At 50.9% G+C, this 26,739-nt stretch carries 25 protein-coding genes and 1 other annotated feature; of the genes, 17 read left to right on the top strand and 8 right to left on the bottom strand.

The window, feature by feature from the left end; genetic code table 11:
• Window positions 1-39 precede the first annotated feature (39 nt).
• Together H581_RS0117520 and H581_RS0117515 are read right to left on the bottom strand one after the other, a co-directional pair.
• Complete coding sequence (locus H581_RS0117520; protein WP_028611154.1) at window positions 40-423, bottom strand: VOC family protein; 384 nt, start codon at window positions 421-423, stop codon at window positions 40-42.
• A gap of 18 nt (window positions 424-441) precedes the next feature.
• Complete coding sequence (locus H581_RS0117515; protein WP_028611153.1) at window positions 442-3,501, bottom strand: transglycosylase domain-containing protein; 3,060 nt, start codon at window positions 3,499-3,501, stop codon at window positions 442-444.
• 121 nt (window positions 3,502-3,622) lie between these two features.
• Window positions 3,623-3,925 (top strand) — a binding site (T-box leader).
• A 62-nt stretch (window positions 3,926-3,987) separates the two neighbouring features.
• On the opposite strand from H581_RS0117515, the gene tyrS reads away from it, so the two are divergent.
• The 3 genes from tyrS (at window position 3,988) to H581_RS0117495 (ending at window position 7,454) form a co-directional block, all read left to right on the top strand.
• Complete coding sequence (tyrS, locus tag H581_RS0117505; RefSeq protein WP_028611152.1) at window positions 3,988-5,241, top strand: tyrosine--tRNA ligase; 1,254 nt, start codon at window positions 3,988-3,990, stop codon at window positions 5,239-5,241.
• A 129-nt stretch (window positions 5,242-5,370) separates the two neighbouring features.
• On the top strand, window positions 5,371-5,913 hold the full coding sequence (locus tag H581_RS0117500) for an NfeD family membrane protein (protein ID WP_028611151.1): 543 nt from the start codon (window positions 5,371-5,373) through the stop codon (window positions 5,911-5,913).
• 14 nt (window positions 5,914-5,927) lie between these two features.
• Window positions 5,928-7,454, top strand: coding sequence for a flotillin lipid rafts scaffold protein FloT (locus tag H581_RS0117495; protein ID WP_028611150.1), 1,527 nt, complete (start codon window positions 5,928-5,930; stop codon window positions 7,452-7,454).
• Window positions 7,455-7,531: 77 nt separating this feature from the next.
• Here the strand turns inward: H581_RS0117495 and rpsD are convergent, their stop codons facing one another.
• Window positions 7,532-8,134, bottom strand: coding sequence for a 30S ribosomal protein S4 (rpsD, locus tag H581_RS0117490; protein ID WP_028611149.1), 603 nt, complete (start codon window positions 8,132-8,134; stop codon window positions 7,532-7,534).
• 337 nt (window positions 8,135-8,471) lie between these two features.
• Between rpsD and H581_RS0117485 the strand changes: the two genes are divergently transcribed.
• The 4 genes from H581_RS0117485 (at window position 8,472) to H581_RS0117470 (ending at window position 11,164) form a co-directional block, all read left to right on the top strand.
• A complete protein-coding gene (locus H581_RS0117485; protein ID WP_028611148.1) occupies window positions 8,472-9,239 on the top strand; it encodes a hypothetical protein in 768 nt (255 codons plus the stop codon).
• Window positions 9,240-9,241: 2 nt separating this feature from the next.
• A complete protein-coding gene (locus tag H581_RS0117480; protein WP_028611147.1) occupies window positions 9,242-10,357 on the top strand; it encodes an aminopeptidase in 1,116 nt (371 codons plus the stop codon).
• A 140-nt stretch (window positions 10,358-10,497) separates the two neighbouring features.
• Window positions 10,498-10,740 (top strand): HPr family phosphocarrier protein, encoded by a 243-nt coding sequence (locus H581_RS0117475; protein WP_028611146.1) that lies wholly within the window; start codon window positions 10,498-10,500, stop codon window positions 10,738-10,740.
• 136 nt (window positions 10,741-10,876) lie between these two features.
• Window positions 10,877-11,164, top strand: coding sequence for an Fpa/YlaN family protein (locus H581_RS0117470; protein ID WP_028611145.1), 288 nt, complete (start codon window positions 10,877-10,879; stop codon window positions 11,162-11,164).
• 47 nt (window positions 11,165-11,211) lie between these two features.
• Here the strand turns inward: H581_RS0117470 and cax are convergent, their stop codons facing one another.
• Complete coding sequence (gene cax, locus H581_RS0117465) at window positions 11,212-12,270, bottom strand: calcium/proton exchanger (RefSeq protein WP_028611144.1); 1,059 nt, start codon at window positions 12,268-12,270, stop codon at window positions 11,212-11,214.
• Between the two features lie 177 nt (window positions 12,271-12,447).
• Between cax and H581_RS0117455 the strand changes: the two genes are divergently transcribed.
• Window positions 12,448-12,831 carry an Asp23/Gls24 family envelope stress response protein gene (locus H581_RS0117455; RefSeq protein ID WP_028611143.1) on the top strand — a complete coding sequence of 128 codons (384 nt, stop codon included), beginning with the start codon at window positions 12,448-12,450 and terminating at the stop codon, window positions 12,829-12,831.
• 167 nt (window positions 12,832-12,998) lie between these two features.
• On the opposite strand, the gene ftsW is transcribed toward H581_RS0117455, so the two are convergent.
• Window positions 12,999-14,156, bottom strand: coding sequence for a putative lipid II flippase FtsW (gene ftsW, locus H581_RS0117450; protein WP_028611142.1), 1,158 nt, complete (start codon window positions 14,154-14,156; stop codon window positions 12,999-13,001).
• 10 nt (window positions 14,157-14,166) lie between these two features.
• Window positions 14,167-14,511: a YugN family protein gene (locus H581_RS0117445; protein ID WP_028611141.1), complete on the bottom strand. Its 345-nt coding sequence runs from the start codon at window positions 14,509-14,511 to the stop codon at window positions 14,167-14,169.
• A 325-nt stretch (window positions 14,512-14,836) separates the two neighbouring features.
• Between H581_RS0117445 and H581_RS0117440 the strand changes: the two genes are divergently transcribed.
• Both H581_RS0117440 and H581_RS0117435 read left to right on the top strand, forming a co-directional pair.
• Window positions 14,837-16,030, top strand: a complete 1,194-nt coding sequence (locus H581_RS0117440) for an amidohydrolase (RefSeq protein WP_051250897.1) — start codon at window positions 14,837-14,839, stop codon at window positions 16,028-16,030.
• A gap of 72 nt (window positions 16,031-16,102) precedes the next feature.
• Window positions 16,103-16,537 (top strand): CBS domain-containing protein, encoded by a 435-nt coding sequence (locus H581_RS0117435; protein ID WP_028611139.1) that lies wholly within the window; start codon window positions 16,103-16,105, stop codon window positions 16,535-16,537.
• 87 nt (window positions 16,538-16,624) lie between these two features.
• Here the strand turns inward: H581_RS0117435 and H581_RS36520 are convergent, their stop codons facing one another.
• The gene (locus H581_RS36520; RefSeq protein WP_051250895.1) at window positions 16,625-17,473 is read right to left on the bottom strand and encodes a thermonuclease family protein; all 849 of its coding nucleotides are present in this window, start codon (window positions 17,471-17,473) and stop codon (window positions 16,625-16,627) included.
• Window positions 17,474-17,647: 174 nt separating this feature from the next.
• Between H581_RS36520 and H581_RS0117425 the strand changes: the two genes are divergently transcribed.
• The 7 genes from H581_RS0117425 (at window position 17,648) to H581_RS0117395 (ending at window position 24,812) form a co-directional block, all read left to right on the top strand.
• Window positions 17,648-19,351: a DNA repair helicase XPB gene (locus H581_RS0117425; RefSeq protein WP_028611138.1), complete on the top strand. Its 1,704-nt coding sequence runs from the start codon at window positions 17,648-17,650 to the stop codon at window positions 19,349-19,351.
• Window positions 19,348-21,384, top strand: coding sequence for a helicase-associated domain-containing protein (locus tag H581_RS0117420; RefSeq protein WP_028611137.1), 2,037 nt, complete (start codon window positions 19,348-19,350; stop codon window positions 21,382-21,384). The genes H581_RS0117425 and H581_RS0117420 overlap by 4 nt, the downstream gene beginning before the upstream one ends.
• 70 nt (window positions 21,385-21,454) lie before the next feature.
• A complete protein-coding gene (locus tag H581_RS0117415) occupies window positions 21,455-21,943 on the top strand; it encodes a YlbF/YmcA family competence regulator (RefSeq protein ID WP_028611136.1) in 489 nt (162 codons plus the stop codon).
• A gap of 82 nt (window positions 21,944-22,025) precedes the next feature.
• Entirely contained in the window at window positions 22,026-22,289 is a 264-nt protein-coding gene (locus H581_RS0117410; protein WP_028611135.1) for a YlbG family protein, read from the top strand.
• Window positions 22,290-22,482: 193 nt separating this feature from the next.
• A complete protein-coding gene (locus H581_RS0117405; protein WP_028611134.1) occupies window positions 22,483-22,920 on the top strand; it encodes a hypothetical protein in 438 nt (145 codons plus the stop codon).
• Between the two features lie 129 nt (window positions 22,921-23,049).
• Window positions 23,050-23,961, top strand: coding sequence for a selenium metabolism-associated LysR family transcriptional regulator (locus H581_RS0117400; protein WP_028611133.1), 912 nt, complete (start codon window positions 23,050-23,052; stop codon window positions 23,959-23,961).
• Window positions 23,952-24,812, top strand: a complete 861-nt coding sequence (locus H581_RS0117395) for a PHP domain-containing protein (protein ID WP_028611132.1) — start codon at window positions 23,952-23,954, stop codon at window positions 24,810-24,812. The genes H581_RS0117400 and H581_RS0117395 overlap by 10 nt, the downstream gene beginning before the upstream one ends.
• Window positions 24,813-24,967: 155 nt before the next feature.
• Here the strand turns inward: H581_RS0117395 and H581_RS0117390 are convergent, their stop codons facing one another.
• Window positions 24,968-26,713: an Rqc2 family fibronectin-binding protein gene (locus tag H581_RS0117390; protein ID WP_028611131.1), complete on the bottom strand. Its 1,746-nt coding sequence runs from the start codon at window positions 26,711-26,713 to the stop codon at window positions 24,968-24,970.
• Window positions 26,714-26,739: the final 26 nt, after the last annotated feature.

Genomic DNA, 26,739 nt, shown 5'->3' with positions numbered 1-26,739 from the left:
CGTTTCGGAGACATCCTCTTTCTTTAGGCGAGTATGCGGCTACCGCTGAAATAATTCAATCCGCTCGCCGTCCGGACCTTGCACAAAAAAGTACCGGTAGCCGTTCGGCAGCGTTGTTATGCTTTCATCCACAAAGGAAACGTTAAGCTGCTTTAACCGTTCGAATTCGGCTTCCACATCAGAGACAAGGATGGCGAAGTGATGGACTTTGCCTTCAACCGGGAGGCTGTCATTATAGCCTTGAATTAACTCAAGCTCGGTTTCCTGATCATCTTTGAAACCGAGAAATGCAAGCTCAATGACGCCGTTCGTATGCAATGTACGGCCTTTGAGACCGAAGCCGAGAATATCGGTATAAAAGGTAATTGACATATCGATGTTTTTTACCATAACGCCGACATGATCTAAACGCATTTTTGCCATTGAAACCGCTCCTATCCATTAATTAATCGATATTTGTGAAGAAGGGGAGGACTCGCCGCTCCCATTCTCGGATGTAACATAAAAGGATCCTTTAATGAATGGGGCGACATACTCAAAGCTCGTCTCCGAGGTTGATCCAATCTTCGAATATTTGCCGTCATTATTGGAGCTGTAATAAATATGATATTGCGTAACCTGCTCAGTTGCGTTATTCGCACTCCAGCTCAACCGGACGCTGAGCTCGGTTTTCTCCGACTGCAAGCCAGCTGGCGCTGAAGGAACTCCTCCATTTTCATTTCCGACCGGTCCGCCGCTGCCGTCAGGCAGCCCGGGGATTATCGGAACGTTACCGTATTGCACCGGCTGACTTGGCGCGGATTCCTTGCCTGCAACGTCAACGGCAGTCACGTAGAATGTATTGCTGTTTTGGCTGGAGGCATAAAACTTCGCTTTTTTCTCCTCGCCAACGACGATTGAAGCTCCAACCTTCTCAAAGCTGCCTTGATTGACCGATTTGTAGACGCGGTAGCCCACGACATCTTTGGCGGTGCTATCGTTAAACGTCAGAACGAGTACGCCGCCGTCCGCAGCATTCAGCTTAACGATAGCCGGAGGAGGAGGCGCCGCTCCGTCGTCTACCCGCGGATCGGGCTTCGATGGAGCGCTCGTATCCGCGTCGGCAGGCATGTAAACGTCGATCGGTCTCCGGCTCTTTGCCGGTAATTTTGCTTGAGCCGCCTTAATTTCATCGAAAAGCACATCAAGCGGTTTTTTACGTTTAATAACCGTCTGTTCCTTTATGAAATCAAGGGGCGTAGCCGGATTTGGCACATAGTTTACGCCGTCGTAACTGATGAAAGCCATCTTCACTAAGGCATCGTCCGTCTTCTTCGGAATATCCTTTTTGTTGAACCAATCGGTAACGAGCAGTCCTGCTTCCTTTGTTATCTGGCTTGGAAGGAGGCCGCTGGCGCTCGATACGGTAGCCTTTACAATGCCAGAAGGTCTTTCGAATTTATCCGTGACGAACAATTCGGGTTTCTTATCAGCGACTTCATTCATGATAAGAGCCCAGATCGAGCGCGCTCTTGCTCTACCTTCCTTTGTTAACGAGTTAACTTGCTCCTCATAGCCGGCCCATACCCCCAAAGTTACGTCCGGCGAGAAGCCCATGAACCACACGTCCCCGTAGCTTTGCGTAGAGCCTGTTTTACCTGCAATCGGGATTTCCCCGTAATGCTTGAATTGCGAAGTGAGTTTGTGACCGGAGCCTTTTTTATCCGAAATAACGGTAGACAGCATATCCGTCATTAGGAACGCGCTTTGTTCCGAGAATACCCGCTTCGGTTCCGCTTTGTGCTCGTATACGATTTTTCCGTTCGGGTCGGTTATACGGTCTATCATGTAGGCATCGTTGAATACGCCTTTATTCGGAATAGAGCCGTATGCGTTCGTAAGCTCTTCTACGGATACGCCAATGCTCAGTCCTCCGATTACGCCCGTTTGCGCGTAGGCGTCTTCAGGCTGCAGCGTCGTAATGCCAAGCTTCTTAACGAACGCCCAAGCATTCTCAATTTTGACCTCGTCATTAAATATTTTTAATGCGGGTAAGTTTAAGGATTGATTTAACGCATCCCGCGCAGTCACAAGTCCTTTGAACGTATTCGTAACGTTCATTGGAATATGGAAGCCCTTCTGGCCATCCTTCATGACAATCGGAGCATCGTCGACAATGCTGGCCGGCTGGATGATGCCTTGCTCGATAGCCGGCAGGTACGCAGCGACCGTCTTCATTGTTGACCCCGGCTGCCTTTTCATCTGCGTGGCATAGTTCAGCTGTTCCTCGTAGAAGTCACGGCCTTCGAGCATACTGACAATGGCGCCGGTCTTATGATCGAGCATGATTGCCGCAATCTGCTCCAAGCCTTTTGTTTCGCTGAAAGGCGTGAAGTTTTTCTCATTGCTGCCGATTTCACGCATCAGCTGGTAAATTTCCTTGTCTATCGTCGTATAGACATGGTAACCGCCGCGAAGCAGGTGATCGCGCGCTTCTTCGATCAATGGCGCATTTTCCTTTGTGCTCAATTCCGCTTTGGTCAAGGTTGGGTCCTGCTGCATAAGCATAATTTCGGCAGCCTGGCGCTCCGCCTCCAGCATAAGATACGGATAGGTCGTATACGCTTTCTCCGTTGGAGGTGCGAGCGTTTTTCTAATGTCGAAGCTAATCGCTTTATCATATTCCTGCTGCGTGATGCGGCCGGTCTCCAGCATGCGCTTCAATACGGTGCGCTGGCGGCCCATGGCCAGATCAAAGCCTTCCTGGTCGAATTCGCCTTTGCCGGTAAATGCGGTGTATGCCGAAGGGCGCTGCGGCAGACCCGCTAAGTAAGCAGATTGCGCGATGTTCAGCTGATTTAAATCGGTAATGTTGAATATGCCCTTGGCAGCCGACTTGATGCCGAATAAGTTGTAGCCGCTCGAGCCGTTTCCGAACGGAACCTTATTCAAGTAAGCCGTCAAAATTTCTTTCTTGGTCAAATAACGTTCCATCCGCAGCGATAAGAAGATTTCTTTGAATTTGCGGCTGTCGGTTTTGTCCAGGCTCAAAAATACGCGGCGGGCCACTTGCTGCGTAAGCGTACTTCCGCCCGTCTGAATGTCCTCGTTCAGAAGCTTCTGCTTCACGGCGCGTCCGAGTCCGTTAATGTCCACGCCCTTATGCTCGAAGAAGTTGTTGTCCTCGATGCCGAGCACGGCGTTGATAACTTGCGGCGGCAATTCTTCATATGTAACAATCGTTCTATCTTCTGAAGTTCTTAGCTGTCCTACCAGCGAGTCATCGTTAAAATAAACATAACCGGTTATCGCATTTTCGCCGACCTTTTCTTCAATAGTGGTACGAGGCCTTACCTCTTCGCCTTTCACGAGCGCCGCAACATAGCCGGTAACAGCGCCTCCGGCCAGCAGCCCGATGAAGATTCCGAAGTATACCATCCATTTGACGATTATAAATGTTACGAGTCCGAATGTACGCCATTTGCTTCGTTTGATTGGCGATGGTTGACTTTCTTCTTGCATAGTTCTGTCTCCTCCTCCAAATAGCAGATTTATTATAACATAAAACGCCAAAGTAAGCAGTTCTATACCCGATTGACTTCTTAAGGGCGCATATGGTATAAACACTATAATGTTTTATCCAATCATGGCGTTGAAGGGCATGAGTAGACAGCGTAACGTGTTTGCAGAGAGCCGGTGGGTGGTGGGAACCGGTATGCGCCGCTTGTTGAATTACAGCCTGGAGCTAAGCGAAGGAACCGGATATCCGCTATCGGCGTCCACTGCCAGCCTTAAGGCTGAACAGACGCGCTGCGTATCCGCAGTAGTCCGCTTCGGAGCAGAACTCCGTTATCAAGCAATGAAGTGAGAGTTGCGTCTTGACCGATTGCCGGCAGTCGTACTCTAACGAGGGTGGTACCGCGAGCTAATCCTTCTCGTCCCTTGGGGCTGGAAGGATTTTTTATGTCCAAAATAGATAGACGTAAATGAGGGAGGAAATGTTTTATGGTGAAGTGGGAGCAGTTATCGAAGGAGCAGCAGACCGAGGTTGAACGTCAGCTTGCCGTGATTCGCCGCGGCGTTGTGGAAATCGTGCCGGAGGATGAGCTGAAGCAGAAGGTGGCAAATGCAGTCGCGACGGGCCAACCGTTAAAAGTTAAGCTGGGACTGGATCCATCGGCGCCTGACATTCATATCGGGCACACCGTTGTGCTGCACAAGCTGCGGCAATTCCAGGAGCTGGGCCACCAGGTTCAACTGCTGATCGGCGATTTTACAGGACGGATCGGAGACCCGACAGGCAAATCGGAAACGCGCAAGCAGCTGACGGAAGAAGATGTCAAGCGCAATGCGGAGACGTACCAGAAGCAAATTTACAAAATTTTGGATCCCGAGAAAACGAAGCTGTACTACAATTCGGAATGGCTGGCTCCGCTTAACTTCGCCGATGTCGTCAGTCTGGCGGCGAAAGTAACGGTTGCGCGTATGCTGGAACGCGACGATTTCACGAAACGTTATACGACCGGCCAGCCGATCAGCATTCATGAATTTTTCTACCCGCTCATGCAGGGCTACGATTCAGTCGCGCTGGAATCGGATGTCGAGCTTGGCGGTACGGATCAGAAGTTCAACCTGCTAATGGGAAGAACGCTTCAGAAAGAATATGGCAAGGCTGCGCAGGTCGCGATAATGACGCCGCTGATTGAAGGCCTGGACGGCGTAAACAAGATGAGCAAAAGCTTGGGCAACTACATTGGGATCGATGAGGAGCCTAACCAAATTTATGGCAAATCGATGTCCATCCCGGATGAGCTGATGTTTAAATACTATGAGCTTGCCACGGACTTAAGCAATGAACAGCTGGCCGCGTTAAAGGCAGACTTGGACAACGGAACCGTACATCCGCGGGATGCCAAGATGCAGCTTGCAGCCACCTTCGTACGCATGTATCACGGCGACGATGCGGCTAATGCGGCAGAAAATCATTTTATTACCGTGTTTCAGCAGCGGGCGCTTCCGGAAGATATCGAAGAAGTAACGGTTCCTGCAGCGGAGCTCAACAACGGCCAAATCCGGATCGTGAAGCTGCTGACGGTGCTTGGGCTGCAGGCGACCAGCAGCGAAGCGAGACGCAGTGTGCAGCAGGGCGCCGTACGGATTAATGAAGATAAGATTACCGACTTTAACGCGGACATAACGCCGAAGGACGGGGATGTTCTGCAGGTTGGCAAACGTAAATTTGTGAAAATAAAGCAAGGATAAGTTCTAATAAAGCTTGTTGAATCGATAAAATTCAACAGGCTTTATCTTTTTAGAAACAAATGGCCGTTTTCAACGTAATAAATAACGGAAGTGTTAACATGTATTGGATACTAAGAAAGGAGGAGGAAGTTGGAGACGTTATTTTGGGCTTGTCTCATCGGCGGTATTATTTATGCGGTAATCAGCGTTGTATTTGGCGATTGGCTTGGCCTGCTGTTCGACGGAGCACTCGATTTTCTATCGTTAGAAGGCCATTCCTGGCTGTCGCCAATGTCGTTTGTCGGCGGAATCACCGTTTTTGGCGGAGCAGGCATTTTATTTGAACGTTACTCGGGGTTCGGCATCACGACTATTCTGATCTTATCTTTATTGATCGCCATTCTCGCAGGTGTCGCCGTATTTTTCCTTTATGTCAGACCAATGGAAAACAGCGAGTCCTCGATCGCTTTTTCGCTTCATTCCTTGCCCGGCATGCTGGCGGAAGTCCTGGTGCCGATTCCAGCTTCCGGATATGGCGAGGTAATGGTAAAGGTGGGAGCAGGCTTTACGAATCAAATTGCCGCAAGCTTCGACAAGGTTGACATTGCCGGAGGGAGCCAGGTCGTTGTCGTCGAAGTGAAAGACAGCACGCTGTATGTGTCAGAGGTTCATCTCGATCCATTATTGAAGTAGAGAGGGGAAAACATATGCCGGATCAATTACTTATTCCCGCGCTTGTCGTTGGCGTTATCGTCGTACTGGGACTCGCGTTTTGGGCGCGTTACAAAACGGTCAGTCCGGATGAAGCGATGCTTGTCACAGGCTCATTTCTGGGGAGCCGCAATTCTAGCATTGATGAATCGGGCCGCAAGGTAAAAATTATTAGAGGGGGAGGAGCCTTCATTCTTCCGATCTTCCAGAAGTCGGAATTCCTTTCCTTGCTGTCGCACAAGCTGGATGTATCGACGCCTGAGGTGTATACGGAGCAGGGTGTTCCCGTTATGGCGGACGGCGTGGCGATTATTAAAATCGGCGGAGCCGTCGAGGATGTCGCAACGGCAGCGGAGCAGTTTCTAGGCAAACCGACGGAAGCGCTTAAAGGGGAAGCCCAAGAGGTGCTGGAGGGTCATCTGCGGGCGATTCTAGGCTCTATGACGGTCGAAGAGGTGTATCGCAATCGCGATAAATTCGCGCAAGAGGTGCAGGGAGTGGCAGCCAAAGATCTGAAGAAGATGGGGCTGCAAATCGTTTCTTTCACGATAAAAGATTTGCGGGATAAGCACGGCTATCTTGATGCGCTGGGCAAACCGCGTATTGCTGCCGTCAAGCGCGATGCGGAAATTGCGGAAGCCCAAGCTGTGCGGGACGCCCGAATCCAGAAGGCGCTTGCGGCCGAAGCCGGTCAGAAGGCAGAACTGCTGCGCGACACGAACATCGCGGAAGCCGAGAAGGATAAAGAGATGAAGGTGGCCTCGTTTAAGCGCGATCAGGATACGGCGAAGGCGGAAGCCGATCAGGCTTATTCGATTCAAGAAGCCCGGGCGAAGCAAAGCGTTGTAGAGGAGCAGATGAAGGTAGAGCTCGTCCGGAAGGAAAGGGAAATCGATCTCGAGGCGAAAGAAATATTGCGGCGAGAGAAGCAGTACGATGCGGAAGTTAAGAAAAAAGCCGACGCGGACCGTTACGCAGTAGAACAGGCGGCTGAAGCGAATAAAGCGAAGCAGCTTCGTGAAGCGGATGCGCTGCAGTACCGGATCGAAGCGGAAGCGAAGGCGCATGCCTCGCAAAAGCGTCTTGACGGTTTAGCCGTCGCGGAGGCCGAGAAAGCGAAGGGTACGGCGGAAGCCGAGGTTATAAGACTGCGCGGCTTAGCGGAGGCGGAAGCGAAAGAGAAGCTGGCCGAGGCGTTCGAGAAATTCGGCGAAGCGGCAGTACTCGATATTATCGTCAAGATGCTGCCTGAGCTTGCCGGCAAGGTAGCGGCACCGATCGGCAGCATCGATAAGCTGACCGTTGTGGATACCGGGAATGGCGAAGGAGCAGCGCGACTTAGCAACTACGTTACCTCGCTTATGGCGACTGCGCCGGAAATGCTGAAGAACGTGTCCGGAATCGATGTTCATTCGCTTATCAAAGGCCTGACGGCAAAGACGGCCCCAGCCCCAGCCCCTGTAGCACCGGGCAAGCCTGCGGACATGACGGCTGCATTGCTGCCGCCCAAGACAACGGATTGATGATCCGTCCACGGTACAATCTGCTCTTTAAAGCAGAAAAAAACCTCGAACCGGTTGGTTCGAGGTTTTCCTTTTGATTAACGGCTGTAGAACTCGACGATTTGTTTCTCGTCGATCTCTTGGGAAAGCTCGCCGCGGTCTGGCAGGCGAATATATTTACCTTCAACCGCTTGATCGTTGAATTCCAGATAGTTCGGAAGGTGGTGACGGCCTTCCATAGCTTCTTTTACCGTCTTAAGGCTGCGGCTGCGCTCACGCAGGCCGATTACATCGCCAACAGCTACGCTATAAGAAGCAATATCCACTTTCTTGCCGTTTACTGTAATATGACCGTGGGATACCAACTGACGTGAGCCTGCACGGGAGTTGGAGAAGCCAAGACGGTAAACGAGGTTGTCAAGACGGCTTTCAAGGAGGCCCATGAAGTTTTCACCGGCTTTACCTTTCATTTTTGCCGCTTTGTCAAACAAGTTGCGGAATTGTTTTTCGTTCAAGCCATACATGTGACGAAGCTTTTGCTTCTCTTGCAATTGAACGCCGTAACCGCTCAGCTTCTTGCGTTGGTTAGGGCCGTGTTGACCTGGAGGGAATGCGCGTTTTGCAAGTTCTTTGCCGGTTCCGCTCAAAGAAATACCAAGGCGGCGGCTTAGTTTAAATTTAGGACCAGTATAACGTGACATACGTAAAGTTAACTCCTTCATCAAATAAATTTGTGAATGGGGTTGTGTTTCGCCGAATACGCTCAATGTCCGAGCAAGCTCGTCCCTGTCAGGCTAGTCAGCCGCAGGCCTGCAGCGAACGTATTTCATGAGGGTGACACAAAACCGTACGCCCATCTATTCATCAATAAATAATATATGAAAAGTACGGCGGTTGTCAAGATTCAAACCTGATTGAAAGAGTTCAGAAAGATGTACCAAAAGCCCTGTGTTGTGATAGCCAGTCTCTAGGATTTTTGGAATAAGGAGCGCAAAGGATTGGGACCCTACAAAAGTAACAGGACGGGAGGTATGGCTTGTGAGAATAAATCGGGCAATAGCGGCTATTATAATGCTTGCCGTATGTATTGTTCCGCTGCTAGGATGCGGCAGCACCGGCAAACGCACGCCGGAAGAGTGGCTCACCCTTTCCTATTCGGGACTTGCGGCAACAGATCAATATGCGTTCACCGGCTCTATGAGCATGAAGACGGCAGACGGAGTGGAATTTAAGCCACAAATTTTCGAAGGCAAGGTCGTGGACCATCAGCAATTGACGCTCCAGACGAATAGCGAGGACCCGCTGCATTGGAACCCTGTACAGGTGCTGGGAGCTCTTAACGAAAAGAATGAAGAGGTGCGCATCGAAAACGGTAATGACGATAAGAAAACAGTAACGCTGCATATCAAGGAAAGCAAAGCTGCAGCGAAGACGAAATGGGAGCAGCGGCTGCGGCTGCAGCTTGACCAGCTGGGGGCTAATGCGCCGGCGTCAGACAGTGCTTACAAGGCGGAATGGGAGCAGGAACTCGGTCGGTCGAGAAAGCAGCTGGATGCCATGCTGTCGACGATGGAGGCGGAAACCGAGTATAAGCTTGTCATTGACCGCGACCGGCTGCTGCCGCTCAAGATGGATGAGAAAACAATCTTTCACTTCATCCATAACGGGTATAAGGTATCGGAGGAGAGAGACACGACCGTGCGTTTTCAATCCTTCGACGGCTCCTCGAGCCAAACTGTTCAAGAGGCGTTAAGTCATGTTACGATGGATTTGTTATCCAGTGATAGTTTGAAGGAGAGGAATTAATCATGCGTGATCCGAGATTGCAGAAACTAGCACAAAATTTAGTCGGTTATTCCATTGATGTACAGCCTGGAGAAAATGTATTCATCGATATGATCGGCTCCGAGCGCGAACTGACAAAGTGCTTAATAGAAGAGGTGGCAAAACGCGGAGGGAGGCCGTTTGTCGAGACGAGCGACCGGTCCGTCCTGCGTTCGCTGCTTCAGCATGCCACGAAGGAGCAAATGGAGCTGTGGTCGGCTATTGATCTGGAGCGGATGAAAAAGATGCACGGCTACATTGGAGTTCGCTCCGGAGAAAATGTCAATGAGCTTGCGGGCATACCTGATGCGAATATGCGGCTGTACGAGCAAATCTACCGCAACCCCGTACATATGGAGCAGCGCGTTAAAAAAACAAAGTGGGTCGTACTGCGGTATCCGAATGCTTCGATGGCGCAGCTGGCAAAGATGAGCACGGAAGCATTCGAGGATTTTTATTTTAATGTGTGTAATCTCGACTATGCGAAGATGGACAGGGCGATGGACCCGCTGCAGGCCTTAATGAGGAAGACGGATCGGGTTAGAATCGTTTCTCCGGGAACGGATTTGTCGTTTTCCATTAAAAACATCGGCGCCAAAAAATGCTCCGGTCATCGAAACATCCCGGATGGCGAAGTGTTCTCGGCTCCCGTACGCGATTCTGTGCAAGGGACGATCACGTACAATGCGCCCAGCGTATATTCCGGCGTAACGTTTCAAAATATTTCGTTTACGTTCGAGAACGGCAAAATCGTCAAAGCGGAGAGCAATGATACCGCAAAGCTGAACGAAATCCTCGATATGGATGAAGGCGCCCGTTATATCGGCGAGTTTGCGATCGGGTTCAACCCGCATATTTTACACCCTATGAACGACATTTTATTCGATGAGAAAATTGCCGGAAGCTTGCACTTTACACCTGGCCAGGCATATGAGGAGACGGATAACGGCAACCGTTCGTCCGTCCATTGGGATTTGGTGTTGATTCAGCGACCGGATTATGGCGGGGGAGAAATCTATTTCGATGATGTGCTCATCCGGAAGGACGGACAGTTTGTTATCCCCGAGCTGGAAGGATTAAATGCCGAAAATTTGAAATAATGCAATGGAAATCTAGCAGCCTTTTTTGCGCAAAAAATGGAAAATAAAGCGTTTTTCATTTTTTCGCTTGCTGGATGCTGCGTTTCGGGTTATCATGGTGACAAAGGTAAGCATTACTAAAAATTCTGGAGGGATCTCCCATGTCCAACAATGCAGCTATTGTAGAAATTTCCCAAACGGCTAGCCAATTTACTTCCTCGATCGTTCTGCAAGCCGAGAGCAAATATATCGACGTCAAAAGCATTCTCGGACTGTTCACTACGCTGGTAGGCGGCCACGCTTACGAGTTGCATGTACACGGTCCCGATGCAGAAGCTGCGAAGCAAGCGATGGCTGACGTTTTCGCAAAGCATAACCTAAACGTGACAGTCATTACGGATTAATAGAAGAATCATAAGATGGTAAGCGTTTCTTCCTTTGAGAAGAAGCGCTTTTCTGTTTTGTCCTTGTGTAATCGCTCTTTTTCGTCTAATATAAAGGATATAGAAGACGGCGGATACGCGCACAGGGGGGAAATCGATGTCTTCACCGGAAATTACGGTACAAATGCATGAGAAAGCGCTTCGTCTCCTTCAGGAAGATGCGGGTAAAATAGAAAAGCTAATTGAAGTTCAGATGGAAAACTTGACTACACGTCAATGTCCGCTGTACGAAGAGGTGCTGGATACGCAAATGTATGGATTCTCGCGAGAGGTTGATTTTGCGGTTCGGGCGGGATTGATCACCGAGATGGCGGGCAAAGAAATTGTGAGCAGGTTAGAGCGGAATTTAGCTTTATTATACGAAGCATTGGACAAAAAAGAGTAGTCTCCAAGAGGGACTACTCTTTTTTGTCTTCCATGTGAAGGCGTCCGTTATACAAGGTAGAAGGCAATGCCTAGAATAATATACACCATCAAGAGCAGCACGCCCTCGTACCAGTTCGTCTGACCGTCCCGCGACACTGATTTGGCGATGAAGACGGAGACGCCGATCGCGGTCAGCTCGATGGGCGTAAATACGATATCCATCGTATTGCCGAACATCGCGCTGATGAGAATAAGAACTGGTGCGACAAATAGGGCAATCTGCAGGCTGCTCCCGATTGCGATTTCGACAGCCGCTCCGATTTTGTTCTTCATGGCCAGAAGCACTGCGGCGCTGTGCTCAGCGGCGTTGCCGACGATTGCGATCACGAAGGCGCCGATAAACAGCTCGGAGAGGCCGAATTGCTCACTGAACGCATCGAGTGTATGAACGAGCCATTCGCTGACGAATGCAACCATAACCGTTGCAAGCAGCAGGTAAAGGATCGATCTGCCCTTGGACCAGGCGGGCTTCTCGCCGTGATCGGCGTTCATGACTTCATCCGACAGCATATCCTTGTGCGTGATCATGGAGAATATGAGCCACAAAATATACGAAATGATAAGGATACCGGCAACGGCCAGGCTTAGAAATTGATCCTTATCGAACGTGAATTTCTCGGAAACGACGAACACGGCCGGTACGAACAACCCGATGACCGCCATAATCATAAGCGTAGAGTTGTGATCGGCCAGGCGATTGTTGAACCGCTGCTCTTTGTACTTTAAACCGCCTAACAGGATGCTGAGGCCGAGCACGAGAAGCAGGTTCCCGATAATCGCACCGGTTAAGCTCGCCTTCACCATCTCGAATTCTTGGGCTCTGATCAGGAATATCGCGATAATAAGCTCCGCCGCGTTACCGAAGGTTGCGTTCAGAAAACCGCCTAACCGCTGACCGGCATAATGAGCGACGCTCTCCGTAGCCTTGCCGAGAAAACCGGCGACGAAAATGATGGCGATCGCCGATATGACAAATTGCAAGGTATTCCCCCAGTGCAAGAAATGTCCCGCTGCGCTCAGCGCGAACATTATGATTAAACCGGAGAAAAATAGCTTTTGATTCAAAGGTTCCACCTCTTCGTGTTATGCTGAAAATCTGTTATTAATATAGCGGAAATTGGCACATATGTAAACTTTACCAAATAAAAATAGATCTTGTTTATGGTTTCCAGCCGCTGTTCTTGCTTCACGCCTTACCATCCTATACAATAAACGTATATGGCAAAAAGAGGAGTGAGTCACATGAACGAGGAGCTTCAAACAGGCATAATCCGAATCTCTGATGACGTAGTAGCAACAATAGCAGGCCTTGCGGCGCTTGAGACGCCCGGCATAGCGGCAATGTCGGGCGGGATATCTGAAGGACTCGCTAAACGGTTAAGCGGAAAAAATGTGCAAAAGGGCGTTTCTGTCGAGGTTGGACAGCTGGAAGCGGCGATTGACCTTCGCATTATTGTTCATTACGGCATTCCAATCCAGGAGGTTTGCCGTCAGCTCCAGCTTAACGTGCGAGAGTCAGTCGAAAATATGACCGGACTTCAGGTCGTTGAAGTGAACGTAAAAGTTGAAGGTGTCGCTTTCAAAGAGGATGAGGTTGAGGAGCAGCAGCAGCAGCGGCTGAAATAAGCGGAGTCGAGCAGAAACGGCTATCGGCGTCCTTGTCTATGGACGCCGATAGCCGTTCGCGGTGAAGGTAAGCCCCTTTATAAGTGCTAAACTTGTAAAGACTTAAATTCGAGCAAAATAAAAAAACGGCTGCTCTCCATAGAAGAGTTGCCGTTTTTTTGTGCTGTCTAGCGCTTCGTGTTCTCTGTCCGGTTGGATTCTCGCGATATGCTCAGCAGCACGCCGACGGCCATGAGACAGAAGAGCAAGGAAGAGCCGCCGTAGCTGATAAATGGCAGGGTAACACCGGTTAGAGGAATCATAGACGTTACTCCGCCGACATTGACGAATGCCTGAACGGCGAGCAGACCGACGATGCCGACGCCAACGACCGTACCGTATTGATCGGGACAACGGAGGGATACGACAATACCGCGCCATAGGAAAAATAAATAAAATAGCAGGAATACGGCGCTTCCAATGAAACCGAACTCTTCTCCTATGATTGCAAATATAAAGTCATTATACGGATATTTTAAGTAATGCAGCTTCTGAACGCTTTCTCCAAATCCAGCTCCCGTCAATCCTCCGTGTCCGAGTGCCTGCAAGGAGGAGACAAGATGCCAGCCGGCAGCTTGAGAATCGCTAAGCGGGTCCCTGAAAATCGTAAGCCGGTCGATCCTGTAAGCCCATGCATCCCTTACCTCAGACGATATTGCCATGGATAAACTTATGATGACGGTCAATGAAATCGAAACAAGTGTGCCGACTATGAATACCTGCTTTATGTTGGCGCCGCCTGCCAAAATCATAATGGTTGCCGCCGAAGCCAGCACAAGGCAGGAGCCAAGGTCAGGCTGCAGCATAATGAGAGCGCATATAAATCCGACAATGACGACAACGGGAAGCAAGCCCTTCTTGAAGCTGCGGAACTTATCGCCTTTCTTCGTAATAAGGGCTCCAAGATATAAGATAATAGCAAGCTTGGCAGGCTCTGACGGCTGAATGCCAAGCGACCCGATTCCGAACCAGCTTCTCGCACCGTTAATTTCTTGTCCTACGAAAGGAACAAGCACGAGCATGACGACGACCGGAATAAAAAAAAGCATGAAGAAGCGTTGAAAAACTTGATAGCGGAGATTCATCATAAACAGCATGACCGTTACGCCAAGGCCAGCCCACATGAACTGGCGCTTGGTGAAATAGAGGGCATCATCCTTCGTGACGACGGCAACGCTTGAGCTTGCGCTGAATACCATCACAAGCCCGAAGCCTACGAGCAGAAGTGTTAAAATGAGAAGCAGAAAGTCCGGTCTACCGCGGCTACTATTCTGCGCAGCTTTCATAGTGGCACCGTTACGCCAGTAGCTGTTTTAATTGCTGAAGTCTCTGCGTCGCCACGTTCATAATCTGCTGCGGCACTGGCGATTCGTATTCAAGACCATGCGGGAACGTAGCGCGGCCGATGTAGACGGATTCGATGACAAGCACAGCATGCGGCGATTCAAGCTTGCCTTCAACGGCACGAGTCGCGATTCTCAGAAAGTATTCGGATCCGCTTGCTTGATCTTCAAGTTTCAAATCGTATGTAGCGCGATAATATTCCCACTGCCAACGGACAAATCCAACCTTCTCAGCGGATTCGTCTAAGTGGTCAAGTTCGCTTTTAACACCGTTTAGTCCGGTATTTTCAATAATCATGGTAGTTCCTCCCAAAGGTTTTGTGAAGCAAAACGGACTTCGTAAACGAATGCTTCCAGTTCAATAGACAGAGTTGTACATTCTTTTCTCATGATAGTATGTTTCCCCTGCTTGCGCAAGCCTTACTCGAGGATAGGTATCCCGTAAAAGTGACATTTTGAAGAAAAGTCGGATTCACAGCGTTTCCTTATCATGTAAGCTTCCTTCATATGACGTTTATCTGTTAAACTATATAAAATTGTTGAATATGTTCGGAAGCAAGCTTGACAAGCAGAGCTTTCGAAGCGACCCGTATTATGAACAAACGATTAGGAGGATGGCGAACATGCAGAGTGAGAATCACATAGATCTGGCGCTGGAGCAGCTTTACCCGAACATGATTCGCTGGCGCAGACATCTTCATCAATACCCCGAGCTATCCTTTCACGAACGCGTAACAGCAAGCTGGATTGCCGAGCGACTAACGGAGATGGGCTGCGCCGTTCGGACAGGCGTCGGGGGACACGGCTTGATTGCGGTTATAAAAGGGGATAAACCTGGGCCTGTTATCGCATTAAGAGCGGATATTGACGCGCTGCCGATTCAGGATGAGAAAAGCTGTGATTACGCCTCGAAGGTGCCGAATGTGATGCACGCTTGCGGGCATGATGCGCATACGGCAGCCCTGCTGGCGGTAGCCTCGTATTATTCCTCTAACCGGGCTGCTGTTAGCGGCGAACGCCGGCTGCTGTTTCAGCCTGCGGAGGAGGTGACTCCCGGCGGGGCGCTGCCCATGATTAAGGATGGCGCATTAGATGGCGCCGACGTCGTATACGGCGTTCATTTGTGGACGCCGCTCGATTACGGCCTAGTCGCCTCGAAACCAGGACCATTCATGGCTGCCGCGGATGAATTCGTCATTGATATTACCGGGTGCGGAGGACATGGAGGATTACCTCACCAAGCCATTGATGCTATTCTGATCGGCTCGCATCTCGTGCAGGCGGCGCAATCGATCGTAAGCCGGAATGTGAATCCGCTGCATCCGGCTGTAGTCACAATCGGGTCATTTCAAGCCGGCTCGACGAACAACGTCATTGCGGAGCGCTGCCGGTTGAAGGGGACCGTAAGATCATTCGATGAGCAAACGAGACGGATGATTCATGAGCGGCTGGAAATGCTAGTCAAACATACTTGCGCTATGCACGGCGCAGAGGTTCATTACGACATGCGTATCGGTTACCCTCCTGTTGTAAATGACAAGCCGGAGGCGGAACGGTTTTTTGAGGTAAGCCGCTCTTTATTCGGCGAACAGGCTGTTATCCATTCCGAAGCGATAACGGTTGCGGAGGATTTTTCTTATTATTTACAGCAGGTGCCGGGATGCTTCATGTTTGTGGGCGCAGGCAATGAAGAATGCGGAGCGGTGTTCTCGCATCATCATGCGAAATTTGATATTGACGAAAGGGCGATGCTTCGTTCAGCCCGGTTGTTAATTGGAATGGCGGAGGATTTTTCTTCCAAATTTTCTTTAGCCTAAAGATTGCGGGTGCGGATGAACTTCGGCTATTTCGGAAATGCTAATTCTCGAATTCATATTTGAGGAGGCCGCATGATGAAAACGGTAAAGCAAATTATGACTACGGATTGTGTTACGGCTACTTTGCAGGATAACATCTATGAGCTGGCGGTAAAAATGAAGCAGCATGATATTGGATTTATTCCGATCGTCGAAGGAAAAAAACTGATCGGGGTCGTGACTGACCGTGATCTTGTCGTTCGCGGTTATGCGGAGAAGCACTCCGGATCGACAACGGTTGAAGAGGTCATTACGAAGGACGTGGAGATGATTACTTCCGATACTTCGACGGACGAAGCAGCAAATATCATGGCATCGAACCAGATCCGCAGGCTGCCGGTTGTCGATAACGGCGAATTGATCGGCGTGTTGGCCATAGGGGATTTAGCGGTTAGGGAAATATTCGTTAACGAAGCCGGTGAAGCGCTGAGCGCGATCTCCGAGCATGATCATACAGCCGTTCATTAATCGCGCATAACTCCAGCCGCCTTGAAACATAGGCGGTGACGGTAAAAGGGGATGTTTCAGAAGGTCAGCGACCTTATGAAACATCCCTTAGTTGTCTTCCCATACGGATACGAGTTCGTTACTGGTATTATACAGTTCAGCAGGATCGGACTCCTTGTTGTTCCAAATGTTCGTCGCTCCCCATAACAGCACGCCAGTGTCTTGCCCTTTCGGCTCGTCCGCTGAAGTAATAATCACTTTCTTCTGCGGCGCAAGCACATATCTGCCGAACGGGTAAGTTTGATTCCCTCGCACGCTTACCAGCTTCCAACCGTCCATGACAATCGGTTTCTCTGTCGTATTCGTTATGGTAACCAGCTCTGTTTGCTTGTCAACCTCAATAAGGATGCCGCTGTGCGCCGCTTTCAGAACCGCAATGTCAGAGCCGGCATTTTCATTCATGCTGCTCCAGATTCCGCTCTTGGCTTGTCTCGCCTGCTGCTCGATTTGTTTGTATACGTTTTCCATTTTGACGTTAGGCTCGACAATAAGCACCTTGGCCAACCCTTTTTCCAGCAGAAGCTCATTTAGGATGCGTCCATCCTTCAATTCAACAATGGCAAGCGTACGGCCATACGGGTCGTCCCGTTCCTTGTCGAAGGTCAAACGAACCTCTTTCGATTCACCCAGCAGCTTCTCCGTAAAAGCGGATGCTTCCATCCCATAGGGTTCAACCGGGGTATTCGGTTTCTTGGTTTCAGGTGTGTCAACATAAAGCATTCGGACCGTAGTCTCGTCGGACCCCGTCTTAATTTTAAAGGTATCGCCATCCACAAATCCGGAAACCGTATACCATTGATTCGTCTGGATAACGCTCGAGGAGAGATTGGATAAAGCCGTGCAGCCGGCAAGCGGCATACATATGAGCATGAGGAGTATAATAATTTTTTTTCTCATCGTTTGATGCCTCCAGCTCATTTATCTTAAAAAAAAGACGTACTTCATCATTATAACATAGAATCGCGTCGAATTCTGCTAAAAGGTAAGCGGAGCAGGGGGATAAAATAATGTAAAACCCTTCATACTGACAAAAGAGGCTTTCTGTTTACAACGATGCAAAGGAGGGAGACGATGCACGATCGTCACGATTTTCCATTAATTGTACAGTCGGATTTAACCGTTTTGCTTGATGAGAGCAAGTCCTGCGCGCAACAAGCCAGAGAGAAACTAGTTCTCTTCACGGATGCTATAAAACGGGCGGGATCTATCCATACTTACCGGATGACGGCTCTGACGCTTTGGAATGCGGCTGCCTCGGGAATCAGCTCCGATGATATTATAGGCTGTCTATCGGAATACGGAAGGTATGAGCTCCCGTTTCAAACGGAATCGACGGTACGGAAGCTGATCGGGAGATACGGCAAGCTGCGGCTTACGACAGACGCAGGGAAATTGCTGCTGCAAGGCGACGCCGGTTTAATGCATGAGTTGCAAGAGAACCTTTCCATACACGAGTATGTCAACGTCTTTCGGCAGTCGAGCCTTTGGGAGCTAAAGGAAAATGCCAGAGGCCGTCTCAAGCAGGAGCTGACTCGGCTGGGTTATCCGGTTATTGATTTGGCGGGTTATCATGCCGGTGAGGAATTATCCGTTCGGATAAAAAAATACACGAGTCAAAACAAGCCGTTTGCCTTCAGGGATTACCAGGAAGCGGCTGTAAATACCTTTTACAAGGAAGGAACCGTTCAAGGCGGGAGCGGCGTCATCGTATTGCCGTGCGGCGCCGGGAAAACAATCGTCGGAATCGCCGCGTTAGCCCGGTTAAGCAGGGCGACGCTTATTTTAACCTCGAACAGCACGTCGGTAAAGCAGTGGAAGGAAGAGCTGCTGGACAAAACGACGCTGACCGAAGCCGAAGTCGGTCAATACGGCGGCACGTTGAAGCAGGTTCGTCCCGTTACGATCGCTACATATAACATTCTAACCCACAGGAAATCGAAGGAAGCGGACTTCTCGCATATGAATCTGTTCTCCGAGCGCGATTGGGGTCTTATTATCTACGATGAAGTCCATTTGCTCCCCGCACCGGTATTTCGGATGACGGCCGATATTCAGGCGACGAGGAGACTAGGCTTAACTGCGACGCTCGTGAGAGAGGACGGCTGCGCGGAGGACGTTTATTCGCTGATAGGGCCAAAGCAATACGATATGCAGTGGAAAACGGCGGAAAATGAATCATACATCGCAGCAGTGTCCTGCACGGAAATTAGAGTTCCGATGCAAAAAGAAAGGGAGGCGCAGTACCGCGGCGCAAACGCCCGCTCCAAGCTGAGGCTGGCTGCCGAGAATCCTGGTAAAATACCGATCGTCCGGCAGCTGCTTCAGGAGCATGCCGGCAAGCCGACATTAATTATCGGTCAATATTTAGACCAGCTGCATGAAGTAGCCGGTTTGCTTAAGGCGCCGTTACTGACCGGCGAGGTGCCGCAGCAGGAGAGGCAGCTGCTTTATGACCGGTTTAAGACAGGTTCGATATCGGTGTTGATCGTATCGAAGGTAGCGAATTTTGCCGTTGATTTGCCCGATGCGGCAGTCGCCATTCAACTATCGGGCAGCTTCGGCTCGCGCCAGGAAGAGGCGCAGCGGATCGGGCGGCTGCTGCGTCCGAAGCAGGGCAATAATTCGGCATGGTTCTATACGATCGTCACCGACGAGACGAAAGAAACGGAGTTTGCGATGAAAAGACAGTTATTTATGCTTGAACAGGGTTATCACTATGAGCGGCTTCGTTACCCTGTCGAGGCTAACGGTGTCAGAGAGGCCGCCGCGCCATGAATATAAGGCTATTGCTGAGCAAGCTGAGCGTTGAACGCCAGCAGCTTTTTATTCGGAACCCGGTATGGCAAGAGGCGGCGAAGCGCGGTTTAAGCTGGGCAGAAGCGGCTGGAGACAAGCGGGCCGTTCATGCTGCCTCCCTTCAGTTGCCGGAGTATGCCGCCGTTGTCCTAAGAGAAATGCTCCGACTATTTGCAGCGGAGCCGGTTGAAGGGGAGAAGCTGTTAAACGATATCCGGAGAAACACATTATTGTCAGGCGCCGAATGCCAATTGGGGTTGAAGGAATTAGAAGAAGCCGGCATCCTGTTCTCCGTCCGCAAAGTTTGGGGAGAAAGCCTATATTTTATGCCGGCGGATTGCTTCTGCTTATGGCAGCAAGCGCTTATGCCGTTTGAGCCTAAGCCGCTATCTGAAAGCGGCCGAGATAAATTAATGCGGGGTACGATGACGCCCCGCTACAGATCGTTCGGGCGGCAGCTGCTGTCCGCGATGGCGTCGCTTGCGGGAAGCGGTTTAGAGCTGACGGCTAAGGGGGCGCTTCCTAAAAAGACGATTGCAAAGCTCGTGCAGGCCGTTGAGCTGGAGGAGGAACGGCTGATTCCATTCGGACTGAATTGGCCTCTTCGCGAGCACTATCCGCTTAAGGCGGCCTTCATCCTGGAAGCTTGCTCGGCACTGGAGCTATTGGAGATGGAAGAAGGTTCGCTGAAATGGAATGAACCGAAACTTCACAAATGGTTAAGGCTTAATGAAGCAGAGAGGGAACTGCAGCTCCTGAACTGGTGCTTAACGCTGCTCCTTCCCGCCGGTGCAAGCAGCGCACACGCCGGTGCGGCCTTAATCGGCACGGAGGAAGGAAAATGGTTCTCGGAACGGGATGTACAAGCATGGCTGGAAGCCGTCCGCATCGAAATAACGCCAGGCGATTCACAGGCTAGGGACAAATCTGCAAGACTTTGGTATGGCCTGCTGCATAGCTTGGGCTGGCTCGAATGGGTAGATTACGCGCATAGCGGCGAACAAGAAAGGTTTATCAGACTGAAACTTCCTCATTCATCGCCGAAGGAAACCCGCGGGGAGGAATCGGCGAATAAACGCTTCATAAATGTACAGCCTAATGGCGAGATCCTGGCAGCTCCGGACTGCCCGTTTACCGTAAGGTGGGAGCTTGAGCTGGTTGCTGAACGAATTTCGGAAGAGCAGATGGCCGTCTATCGTCTTGAAGCGTCAACGGTCGCCCGCGCATTGGAGAACGGCAGGACAAGGCAGACGATTCGTCGGACGCTTGAAGCGGCATCCGGAGAAGCTTTGCCGATTGCGGTTGAAGCGCTGCTTGAAACGTGGACAAACCGCGCATGCCGAAGTGAATTTGCGGAAGTGGTCCTGCTGCGCTGCGACAATGATCAAATGGCTCACATTGCCGAGAATCATCCGGGCGTCAAGGCTTTGTTGTTGGAGAAGCTGGGGGCGATTGATTTTATTGTAGATAAGTCAAATTTGAATGAAATAAGGCGACTCCTCCAGCAGGCGGGATATCCTCCGCGCAAAGGGGTTCAAGCCACCGGCACATCCGTTATTCAGCGGTATCCGACTTTTCATTGCCCAGGCACGGATGAGGAAATCGGGCCCCCTATGGGAGAGGAAAAAGGCATGAAAACGGCGTATCCTTTTATATATGAGCCGTTTCCGCTGCGGCATTTTGAATTGACGGAAAACGCGGGGGGAGAAAACATCCTCATCGTCTCCCAGCTGAAACGGGTTCCTGCGATGTGGACCAAGCAATTGCGCGCTTATCATCATTCGACGAGGAAAGAATTGATCGAGCAGGCATTGGAATGGCAGACGCCGGTTGAGCTTCGAATGAAGCGCGGGCTCCGTTCGTTTGTGCCCGAGAAGCTGGAGCAAACGGACGGAAGCTGGGCGGTTATCGGATTGCTGAGGGATGAACGGGAGCGTGAGCTTATCCGTCTTACTCCGGATATGTGGGAAGAGATGCGGCTCATCATTCCGGGACGCGCGGATCCAATATAATCTCTATCTATTGGCTTAACGGTTATGTTATGATAGTGTAGAAATTAGCGAAATGGAATGAGGTGGATGAATGCCTGCTGCAGATGGGTTAACGGCTGTTCAAACCGAGCAACCGCAAGGCGGCGTTTCTTCGCTGGACATGGCGTCGCTGCTGCTTTGCGCTTATGAATTGGGAGATTGGATCAATCAATCGGCTGAAGTCGCCGAATACTTATATTGGAAATCGGTTGTAAATGAGAACGAAGAAGTGAAGCAGGTGACGAAGAAATTCGCGAAAGCGAAGGAGTTATTCGTCGAATGCGAGCGTTTCGGACGTTTTCACCCCGATTATAATGCCGCGAAGGATCAAGTGAAGCAAATCGAACGGGAGCTGGGCGAGATCGAATGCGTCAACCGCTTTAAATTTGCCGAGCAAGTCGTAGATCAGATGCTGTACGACGTATCGCGAACAATCGCGGAGTCGGTTTCCGAAAATATTAAAGTGCCGAGCAACGAGAAAACCGGCGGCGGCTGCGGAAGCGGCGGCTCATGCGGCTGCGGAAGCGGCGGTTGCGGATAAACTTGCGATGCAGGCTTGCTGCGCAAACCTAAGCGAAAGCTTACGATGCAGGTTTGCTGCGCTACCTTTCAGGAGGGAAGAGATGTTACCGGATCGAATGGGATATATCGTATGGGTAAGTGATTTGAAGGCGGCAAGGTCGCTGGAGAGATTCGGGACGGTCCATTACATGTCGCGCAAGATGCATTATGTCGTGATGTATATGAATGCCGATCGTTCGGAAGAATCGGTCAAACAAATGGGGAAACTCCCTTACGTCCGCAAAATCGAACGTTCCTACCGTAACGAGATTAAAACCGAATATAGCAAGGATATCGAGGATAAGACAAGATTTTATAGTTTATAACGTCAGATAGCAATAAAGTCGCTTCTCGGCATGCAAATCATGCTGCGGGGCGCTTTTTTTATACAGCAACACCCAAAAATTTACATTAATGGTCTGACTTTATTTTATTGTTGAAATATCGGACAATCGTGGTAAAATGTACTTAATAATATAGTATAAAAGCCCTGGTTCCTTGGAAGGAGTAGGTAGCGAAATGAAAGATAAAATGACGAAGAGATGGAGTACATACGAGTCGTTTTATATCGAACTGGGTGATAAGAAAGTAGCGGACATTGTCATAACGAATCATGCCAAAAGCCGGTGGCTGGACCGAATCGAAAGTGAAAAAACGGGGTTCGAGGATATTGCCGAATTTTTATGGGAATGCTTGAAGCAAGGCCGGATCGAGCCGTATTATCGCAACGAAGAGGATGTATATTTAATTGACGATGATCTCGTATTTGTCGCTGAATTTTCAAATTCGATAACGGAGACCGATATTCTCGGCAATCCGCTGCATAAGATGATTATCGTAACCTTCCTTGGAAGGATGTCGGAAACGATTGAGTTAAGGGACCTAAAGTCCTATTATTCATGGCTCCGGCACTCCCGCCGCATGACTTTGGTAAAGAGCAGCAGGAAACGAAAATAAAAAGTCCTATTCTAATTATATAAAAATGAGCGTGAAATCTGCGAAGATGGAGCGCTTTTTTTGATTCCCGTACACGATTTTCCCCAAAGCTTGTAGTATAATAACGACAGAAGAAAGGATGGTTGGATCATGGCTCTAAATTTTCATCAGCTGCATATTTTTTATACGGTTGCGGAACGGGGCAGCTTCTCGGCTGCCGCGCAATCTTTACATATGACCCAACCGGCCGTAACGATGCAGGTTCAGTCGCTGGAGGATTACTTTGGCACGAAGCTGCTGCAGCGTTCGACCAAGCGAATTGAGCTGACGGAAGCCGGCAGAGCGCTTATGCCGTACGCCCAGCGAAGCATCGATCTTATCCGGGATACCGATCAAGCGATGTCCGCATTTACGAAGCAGTTGAAGGGCAGATTGCAGCTCGGTTCGAGCCTGACGATCGGCGAATACATTTTACCCCGCCTGCTTGGGCCGTTCGGGCAGGAATATCCGCATATTTCGATTAGCATGAAGGTGATGAATACTTCACAAATCATGGAGGATATTTTGAATCACCAGCTGAATTTCGGGTTGATCGAAGCTCCTGTCAATCATCCCGATATGCATATGGAAGCGGTCATGAGCGATGAGCTGCGGCTTATTGTATCCAAGGACCACCCGCTTGCGGAGCGGACTTCGGTCACGCTGGATGAAGTGATGGAATATCCGTTTGTGCTCCGCGAACAGGGCTCGGGTACCCGACTTGTCATGGAAGAGCAGTTGAAGGTGAAAAACATCGATCCCGCGTCCATGAAAATTATTATGGAGCTGGGAAGCACGGGGGCGGTGAAATCCGCTGTGGAAGCGGGACTCGGCATATCGTTCGTATCTTCCTCCTCGGTGAAGCACGAGGTTGCGCTGGGTCTAATTCGAATGGTTAAAATATCGGATACCAAATTTAAAAGGCAGTTTTATTCCATCTATTTGAAATCGGCGCTGCTTCCTATTTCGGCGGTAACCTTCCTGACTTTCCTGAGAGAGAGGGATTTGAACCAATGGCTGTAACATTCGGAAACGCTGATTTGCACACGCATACGACCGCTTCGGACGGCATGCAGCCGCCTGCCGAAAATGTGCGGTTGGCGAAAACCGCCGGACTAGCGGCAGTTGCGATTACCGACCACGATACCGTGGCCGGAGTCGAAGAAGCCGCGCGCGAGGGAGAACGGATCGGCATTACCGTTGTTCCTGGTGTGGAGATCAGTACGGTGGCCGATGGCCATGACATCCATATCCTCGGGTATTACACGGATAATGAGGATAAGAAGTGGCTGGAGCGGCTTGCCGGCCTGCGCGGCACGCGTGACCGCAGGAACGAAATGATCGTCGATAAGCTGCGGGAGCTGGGCATTCCGATATCGATGGATGATGTGCTCGCAGCCGCCCGGGACTCGGGCAAAAGCCCGGGTCACGCGAAGGACGGAAGCGTCGGCCGCCCCCATATTGCGGAAGCGCTCATTCGCCAAGGCTATGCAGCCGATATGAAGGAGGCATTCGACCGTTATCTGGCTTCCGGGGCGGCAGCTTACGTCAATCCTCCCCGTGTGCATCCGTTCGAAGCGATCGAATGGATTAAGGAAGCGGGCGGCACATGCGTAATTGCGCATCCGGGCTTATATGATGACGATCGCCTGGTCGAGGAGCTGATCCTTCACGGCGCGCAAGGCATTGAGGTCTTTCACTCGGACCACGGGGAAGAGGAGGAAGAACGGTATGCGAGGCTTGCTTCCAAGCATGGGCTGATCGTGACCGGCGGCTCGGATTTTCACGGGATCCGCCACGGGCAAATCTTCCATGGTGCGATAGGGAGCCGGACCGTGCCCGACGAAGTTCTTCGGCAGCTTAATGCGCGTTAGTACGATGAACAAGTTTGGCTGCGTTGCAGTGCAGTTACATAAGAAATAGGGGTTGTTCCTAAAGCAGACGGTCTGCTTTAGGGGCAACCCCGTTTTATTTTTGCGTGAACACCGCATGATATGCCATTCCAAATGTAGCGCTTAAAATGGAGGATCTATTGTTTGGTTTCGCAAGCCAAAGACATAATGCGCTGTTCGTCCGGCGTAATGAATAACGTCTTCTGATTATCGTAAATGACAAACCCCGGCTTAGCGCCGCTCGGCTTGCGCACATGCCTGATCGTCGTATAGTCGACCGGGATGGAGCTGGAATCGCGGGCCTGGCTGTAATGCGCCGCCAGCATCGCCGCTTCCTCAAGCGTTGCGTTGCCGAAGTCGTTGCCCCGTATGACGACGTGAGAGCCGGGAATATCCTTCGTATGCAGCCAAGTATCGGAAGGCGCAGCCAGACGGTTCGTCAAATATTCGTTTTGCGTATTGTTTTTGCCGACGTACACGGTTGCTCCTTCGGAGGAGGTGTAGCAGAGCAGCGCAGGGCGGAGCGGTTTTTTCTTCTTCGGGCCGCGGCGGCCTCGCTCCTTCATATAGCCCTGCTCGACAAGCTCGTCGCGAATCTCGCCGATATCGGCGAGGGAGGCGTTGTCGAGCTGCTGCAGCAGCGCTTCAAAGTATTGAATTTCCGTACGCGCGATCTCCATCTGCTCCGCGATGACGGTTAAGCTGTTCTTGTGCTTCGTATAGCGGCGGAAGTACCGCTGGGCGTTGTCCGAGGGAGTCAGCTGCGGATCGAGCTCAATCGTGACTTCCGCCTGCTCCTCATCATAGAAGTTTATAAGCGTAATCGAGTGGTCGCCGCGTTTCATCCGGTGCATGTATGCGGTTAGCAGCTCGCCCAGCACCCGGTATTTCTCCGCGTCCCTCGCCCCGGTAAGCGTATCCTCGAGCTTGCCGATCTTCGACACGTTTTTGGCTTTCTCGTTCTGCACGAAGCGGATCAGATCTGCTGCGCGCTGCTTCACCGTATCCCGCTCCGCCTTGTCGCCGTAGAAGGCTTCCAGGCATTCGCTCACGTTGTTGAACAAGCTCGCTTCCCCATCGATGTGGGTAAGCTCCGTGATCGAGAAAAAGGCTTTGCCGCTGCTTGCTTCGGTTTTGATTGTCGGGATGAATCGACCTTCCCTCACTTCGTCCATCAAGCGGGAGAACACGCTCCACAGGTCGTTCAGACCGGCGCTCTCCGCCCCCGCTTGCGCCCGGAATGCAAGCTCCTTGGCAAGGAGCGGGCTGAAGCCGCTGAGCGTCTCGACAAGACGCTTGTGCAGGGGAGCCGCCTCGTCGCTTGAGCGAAGAGCTTCCGCAAATTGCTGCTGATGAAGAAGCGTTAGCGGATCGACCTTGCCTTGGTCGGGCGGGGAGGTGTAGCCGCTGCCCGGCATAACGATCCGGAAGCTGCTGATTGCCGGCGTTACATGATGGATGCCGTCATGAATCATGCCGCTCACGGGGTCCATCAAAATGATGTTGCTGTGTCGGCCCATGATTTCGATAACGATCGTTTTGTTGGACAGGTCGCCCAGCTCGTCGCGATGCTTGACATCGATATGAATAATGCGCTCCCGGCCGATTTGCTTGATAGACTCGATAACGCCGCCTTCGCAATGCTTGCGCAGCAGCATGCAGAACATGGGGGCTTCCATCGGGTTGACGTAGCTGCCGGTCGTCCAATGCACGCGCGGGTAAGTCGGGTTGGCGGACAGGAGAAGCTTGCCCTGCATGCCCGATCCGCGAATGCCGAGCACAAGCTCGTGATCGGTCGGCTGGTGTATTTTATGTATACGAGCGCCTACGCAGCGCTGCAGATCCTGCGTTATCGCATGGGTGACGATGCCGTCTAATGCCATGGTGTATCATCCCTCTTCCAGAACAG

Origin of the sequence: Paenibacillus harenae DSM 16969 (assembly GCF_000422465.1) — a bacterium.
GTDB classification, from domain to species: Bacteria; Bacillota; Bacilli; order Paenibacillales; family Paenibacillaceae; genus Pristimantibacillus; species Pristimantibacillus harenae.
This window is presented reverse-complemented; position numbering and strand designations above follow the sequence as displayed.